Consider the following 6,264-nt stretch of genomic DNA (forward strand, 5'->3'; position numbering starts at 1 on the left):
ATCAGCGTCTCGCTCGATATAACCCTGCGGCGTTTTAGACGGTTGTTCGCAGGGGCGCAATCAATCGCCGCCTCAAAACTTCGCAATTCATTGAAATATCAATGATTTTTTAGTTTGCTGAAGTTTTCCGGCAGAATCCTGCACCGCGGGCTCATCTGGCGGTGGCAACCGCCGAAATTATGACGAAGGCCTGGGCCAACGGCCAATCGTCGGTGATCGAAAGGTCGATCTGCGCCTGCATGCCCTCGGGCGTCAGTTCCTGCAGCCGGGCCAGCGCCCCGCCGGTCAGCCGCATCGACGGCCGCCCGCCCGGCAGGTTCACCACGCCCATGTCCTTCCACCACACCCCGCGCCGGATACCGGTGCCGAGCGCCTTGGAGCAGGCTTCCTTGGCAGCGAAGCGCTTGGCGTAGGTGGCGACCACCATCTTCTCGCTGTTGGCACGGCGCATCGCCTTGGCGCGCTCGGCATCGGTGAAGATGCGGTCGAGGAATCGCTCGCCATGGCGCTCGATCACCTTGGCCACCCGGGTGATGTCGATCAGGTCCGAGCCGATGCCGATGATCATGCGCTGACCGCACCCTGCGCCCTGGCGCGGCCGCGGTCCATCGCCGCACGCATCTCACGCACCGTCCCGGCGATGCCGACGAACAGCGCCTCGCCCATCATGAAATAGCCGATGTTCAACTCCCGGATTTCGGGCAGCGCGGAAATCGTCTCCGCGGTGTCATAGTCGAGCCCGTGGCCGGCATGGACCTCGAGCCCGGCCGCCTGCGCGAGCTTGGCGCCGGCTACGATGCGCTTCCATTCGGCCTCCGCCTTGTCCTGGTGGCCGTCGACCACGGCGTCGCACCAGCCACCGGTGTGGATCTCGATCACCGGCGCCTTCAGCTTCGCGGCCATCTCGATCTGCCTGGGATCGGCGGCAATGAACAGCGAGACGCGGATGCCGGCGTCATTGAGCCGCGCGATGAACGGCGCCAGCGCGTTGTGCTGGCCGACCACGTCGAGGCCGCCTTCGGTGGTGAGCTCCTGGCGCCGTTCCGGCACCAGGCAAACCGCGTGCGGCTTGGTGGCGAGCGAGATCCGCAACATGTCGTCGGTCGCCGCCATCTCGAAATTCAACGGCTTGGAGATCTCGGCCTTGAGCCGCGCCATGTCCTCATCGCGGATGTGGCGGCGATCCTCGCGCAAATGCGCGGTGATGCCGTCGGCGCCGGCCGCGATCGCGGCAAGCGCCAGCCGCACCGGATCGGGCCGCGCTCCGGCCCGCGCATTGCGCAGAGTGGCGACGTGATCAACATTGATACCGAGACGCAGCGGCGGAGACGACATCAAATCACTCTCTGACAGACCAGTTGAACCATCCCCTCATCCTGAGGAGCGGCGCCTGCGCCGCGTCTCGAAGGATGTGGCCCCGTCTCGGGCCGCATGGTTCGAGACGGCGCTGACGCGCCTCCTCACCATGAGGGCCGATGACAGGCGGAACCCTAACCATTGACGCGCTCGACCCGAGCGACGACGGCCTTGGCGCGCAACTGGGCGATGATAGCGCTGAGATGCTTGAGGTCATAGACCTCAAGGTCGATGGTCAACTCCGTGAAATCAGGCGATTGGCGCGACATGTGGATGTTGTCGATATTGCCGTCGTGCTCGGCGATCACGGTCGCGATCTGGGCGAGGCTGCCGGGCTCGTTGACATTGTGGACCAGGATGCGGGCCGGGAAGCGCTGCGGCATGGTTTCGTCGATATCCCAGCGCACGTCGAGCCAGCGCTCCGGCTCCTCCTCGAAGTCCTTCAGCGCCGGCGACTGGATCGGATAGATCGTGATCCCCTCGCCCGGCGTGACGATGCCGACGATCCGGTCGCCCGGCACTGCACCGCCGTTCGGCGCGAACTTCACCGGCAGGTCGGAATTGATGCCCCGCACCGGGATCACCGAGGTGGCGCGCGCCGGATGCGGCGGGTTCTGCGTCTTCAGCTTGGCGGCGAGGCCCTTCTTGGCGCCGTAGCGCACCAGCCGCTCTTCCTTGTAGTCCGGATACATCGCGCGCGCGACGTCGGAAGCCTTGATCTCGCCGCGCCCGACCGAGGCCATCACGTCCTCGATCGAGCTGCGCGCGAGCCGCGGCAACGCACCCTTCAGCTTGTCGTCGGCGTATTCGATCTTGGCGCGGGCAAACAGGCGGTCGACGATGCGGCGGCCGAGGCCGGCATACTGGTCGCGCACCGCGTCGCGGGTGGCACGGCGGATCGCGGCGCGCGCCTTGCCGGTGCGGGCGAGCGCTTCCCAGGCCGACGGCGGCGCCGACTGCGCCTTCGAGGTCAGCACCTCGACCTCGTCGCCGTTCTGCAGCTCGGAGGACAACGGCGCGAACTTGCCGTTGATCTTGCAGCCGACCGCGCTGTTGCCGACGCCGGTGTGCACGGCATAGGCGAAATCGATCACGTTGGCGTTGCGCGGCAGCGCGATCAGCTTGCCTTTCGGCGTGAAGCAGAACACCTGGTCGTGGAACAGCTCGAGCTTGGTGTGCTCGAGGAATTCTTCCGGATTGGCGCTTTCCGAGAGGATGCCGATGGTGTGGCGCAGCCAGGCGAAGGCGTTGGACTCATGCTTCAGCCGCTCGTGCGGCGAGCCCGCGCCCTCCTTGTAGAAGGCGTGCGCGGCGATACCGAACTCGGCGATCTGGTTCATGTCCTCGGTGCGGATCTGCAGCTCGACGCGCTGCTTGCCCGGCCCGATCACCGTGGTGTGGATCGAGCGGTAGTCGTTCTGCTTCGGGGTCGAGATGTAGTCCTTGAAGCGGCCCGGCACCACCGGCCAGGTGGTGTGGACGATGCCGAGCGCGCGGTAGCAGGCGCCGACATCGTCGAGGATGATGCGGAAGCCGTAGATATCGGACAGCTGCTCGAAGCCGACCGACTTGCGCTCCATCTTGGTCCAGATCGAAAACGGCTGCTTGCGGCGGCCGAACACCCGTGCGGTGATGCCGTTCTTCTGCAAATTCTTGGAGAGCTGGGTTTCGATCTCGCCGATCAAATTGCGGTTGCGCTCGGCCAGTGAATCGAGCCGCTGCTTGACCACCGCATAGGCCTCGGGATCGAGCACGAAGAACGACAGGTCCTCGAGCTCCTCGCGCATCTCGTGCATACCCATGCGGCCGGCCAGCGGCGCATAGATATCCAGCGTCTCCTCGGCGATGCGCCGGCGCGAGGCCGGCGGCACGAACTCCAGCGTGCGCATGTTGTGCAGCCGGTCAGCGAGCTTGATCAGCAGCACGCGGACGTCGTCGGCGATCGCAAGCAGCAGCTTGCGCAAATTCTCGGCCTGCTTGGCTTCGCGCGACACCAGTTCCAGCCGCTTCAGCTTGGTCAGGCCTTCGACCAGCGCGCCGATCTCGTGGCCGAATACATTGTCGATCTCGGCCCGCGTCGCCTCGGTGTCCTCGATCGTGTCGTGCAGCAGCGCCGCCACGATCGTGGCGTCGTCGAGCTTGAGGTTGGTGAGGATCGCGGCGACCTCGAGCGGATGCGAGAAATAGGGATCGCCGGAGGCACGGGTCTGCGTGCCGTGCGCCTTCATGGCGTAGACATAGGCGCGGTTGAGCAGGTCTTCGTTGGTGTCGGGGTTATAGGAGCGGACACGCTCGACGAGGTCATATTGTCGCATCATTCGCGTCCGCGGCTTGGCCGGCCTCTCCGCCGTGGACGACGTCGGCGCCACCGCGACCGTTTCGGTTGCAGCCTGCATCTGGATGGAACTGCGGCGTCGATACGCCATGAACTCGCTGCCTCTCGCGCGGGACCGGAACGTCCCACCTTTCCTCAATCTAGTGCGCTTTCCAATGAAGCAGCACCCCGCGCGGGCCCTGGAACCATTCAATTTCCCGCGTCCGCATAGGACGCACCGTAACAGCAAAATTGTCAACAAAAGCAAAGGCCCGGAGCAATGTCCGGGCCTTCGGCAAATCTGTTCGAAACGACGGCGAGCTTACTCGTCTTCCTCGGGCTGCTCCTCCGGGGGCGCCAGTCCCTCGAGGCCCTTCAGCAGCTCTTCCTCGGTCATCCGCTCGACCGCCACCTCGGTGTCGTCGGCGTCGACGCTGGCACCGGCGGAACCGATCAGCGGCACGGTGTCGGGCTCGGGCTCGTCGACCTCGACGAACTTCTGCAGGGAGTGCACGAGTTCCTCTTTCAGGTCTTCCGGCGAGATCGTCGAATCGGCAATCTCGCGCAGCGAGACGACCGGATTCTTGTCGTTGTCGCGATCAACCGTGAGTTGCGATCCCGACGAGATCATCCGGGCGCGATGCGCGGCCAACAGGACGAGGTCGAAACGATTGTCGACCTTGTCAATGCAATCTTCGACGGTGACGCGAGCCATCTCGAGGCGCTCCGTGGTAAAAGGGACCGAACATGTAGGTTATGAGGGTTAGTTATAGGGCTAGCCCCCGTTTCGCAAGGTAAAATTTGTGATTTGCCTTCCGAACAGGCTCTGATAACCCGGTCTGACGGGGGCCAGAAGGGCCGGAGCGTCTGACGACATGGCCAGGTTGCTGTCCCAGGCGAGTAAATCTCTTCATTGCAATGTCAAGGGTCTAGGCTTTTTGCCCTCGCCTCACCATAATTGCGGTGGTGACTGTCGTGGGGAAAGATTCACAGAACTTTAGGCAGCAACGCCGGAAATTGCGCGCGGTTGATCACCGCCGCGCTAAGAACACTAACAACCACGCGAGAACACTTTGATGTCGTCACCTGTTTCCAACAAGATCGCGCTCTTCATCGACGGAGCGAATCTTTACGCCACCGCAAAGACGCTGGGCTTCGACATCGACTACAAGCGCCTCCTCAAGGAGTTCCAGAGTCGCGGCACGTTGCTCCGTGCGTTCTACTACACGGCGATCATCGAGGATCAGGAGTATTCGTCGATCCGCCCGTTGATCGACTGGCTCGATTACAACGGCTACACCGTCGTCACCAAGGCGACCAAGGAATTCATTGACGCCAGCGGCCGCCGCAAGGTGAAGGGCAACATGGACATCGAGCTTGCCGTCGATGCCATGGAACTCGCCGAGCACATCGACCAGATGATTCTGTTTTCCGGCGATGGCGACTTCCGCTCGCTGGTGGAAGCAGTGCAGCGCCGTGGCGTTCGCGTCACGGTCATCTCCACCATCGCCAGCCAGCCGCCGATGATCGCCGACGAGTTGCGCCGCCAGGCCGACGTTTTCACCGACCTCGTCGAGCTGCAATCCAAGCTCGGCCGCGATCCGTCGGAACGTCCGGCCCCGCGCGAACCGCGCCACCACTCCCCGCAATTCCTGCAGCGCGCGACCACCATGGCCCCACGGGGAGCCGATGACGATTTCGACGAGTAATCTCGTCACCGCTGCCACGCGCCCCGACAGCAACTGTCCGCTCTGTCCACGGCTGGCCGAGTTCCGCGCGCAGGCGCGCGCGCGCGAGCCGGGCTGGTTCAACTCACCGGTGGAATCGTTCGGCGATCCGAATGCGCGGCTGTTGATCGTCGGGCTCGCGCCGGGCCTGCAGGGCGCCAACCGCACCGGCCGTCCCTTCACCGGCGACTACGCCGGTGACCTGCTCTACGCGACCCTGCTCGAATACGGCTTCGCCAGCGGCGTCTATCAGGCGCGGCCGGACGACGGGCTGAAGCTGATCGACGCCCGGATCAGCAACGCGGTGCGCTGCGTGCCGCCGCAGAACAAGCCGCTGCCGGTCGAGATCAACACCTGCCGGCAATTCCTCCGCGCCACCATCGCGACGATGCCGAAGCTGCGCGCGATCGTGCTGCTCGGACGAATCGCGCACGAATCGACTCTCAAGGCATTGGATGTTCGCTTGGCGGCCGCGCCCTTTGTGCACGGTGCCGTGCATAGTGCGGGCAAATTCAAGCTCTACGACAGCTACCACTGCTCGCGCTACAACACGAACACCGGCGTGTTGACGACCGACATGTTCCGCAAGGTGTTCGCGACCGTGCGCAAGGAGCTCGGCTAGCGCCCCTTCCGGTATCCGCTTTGCGAACCGCTATCCAAAGCCTGCAAATGCTACAGGACACTCGCGCGGCTTCGGAATAATAGAAAAATATCCCTGAATTGCCCGACGTGTCAAGTTGCCTGGGCGAACGCCGGCCGCTGCCGGCTACTTTGCATGGGGTTGTTTTCAATATTCTGGCAGCGTGACCTGCGACCGCCCCACGACTTCATATTGCTCTAGGTGGTGTTGACACTTATCGCATCCAT

General features: G+C 63.8%; 6 protein-coding genes. 2 read left to right on the plus strand and 4 right to left on the minus strand.

What is annotated here, in order from left to right:
• Positions 1-151: 151 nt before the first annotated feature.
• From acpS to rpoZ, 4 genes are all read right to left on the minus strand, one after another.
• The gene (gene acpS, locus AKL29_RS17135; RefSeq protein ID WP_050384950.1) at positions 152-568 is read right to left on the minus strand and encodes a holo-ACP synthase; all 417 of its coding nucleotides are present in this window, start codon (positions 566-568) and stop codon (positions 152-154) included.
• Positions 565-1,335 carry a pyridoxine 5'-phosphate synthase gene (locus AKL29_RS17140; RefSeq protein WP_050384951.1) on the minus strand — a complete coding sequence of 257 codons (771 nt, stop codon included), beginning with the start codon at positions 1,333-1,335 and terminating at the stop codon, positions 565-567. Before AKL29_RS17140 ends, acpS begins: the two co-directional genes overlap by 4 nt.
• Positions 1,336-1,490: 155 nt before the next feature.
• Positions 1,491-3,782, minus strand: a complete 2,292-nt coding sequence (locus AKL29_RS17145) for a RelA/SpoT family protein (protein ID WP_026192848.1) — start codon at positions 3,780-3,782, stop codon at positions 1,491-1,493.
• Positions 3,783-3,992: 210 nt separating this feature from the next.
• The gene (rpoZ, locus tag AKL29_RS17150; RefSeq protein ID WP_016844003.1) at positions 3,993-4,385 is read right to left on the minus strand and encodes a DNA-directed RNA polymerase subunit omega; all 393 of its coding nucleotides are present in this window, start codon (positions 4,383-4,385) and stop codon (positions 3,993-3,995) included.
• A gap of 361 nt (positions 4,386-4,746) precedes the next feature.
• Here rpoZ and AKL29_RS17155 point away from each other — a divergent pair, with 361 nt between their 5' ends.
• Positions 4,747-5,379 (plus strand): LabA-like NYN domain-containing protein, encoded by a 633-nt coding sequence (locus AKL29_RS17155; protein ID WP_016844002.1) that lies wholly within the window; start codon positions 4,747-4,749, stop codon positions 5,377-5,379.
• Positions 5,360-6,019 (plus strand): uracil-DNA glycosylase, encoded by a 660-nt coding sequence (locus AKL29_RS17160; protein WP_050384952.1) that lies wholly within the window; start codon positions 5,360-5,362, stop codon positions 6,017-6,019. Before AKL29_RS17155 ends, AKL29_RS17160 begins: the two co-directional genes overlap by 20 nt.
• The last annotated feature ends 245 nt before the right edge of the window (positions 6,020-6,264 follow it).

It is taken from the genome of Bradyrhizobium pachyrhizi (assembly GCF_001189245.1).
GTDB lineage: Bacteria > Pseudomonadota > Alphaproteobacteria > Rhizobiales > Xanthobacteraceae > Bradyrhizobium > Bradyrhizobium pachyrhizi.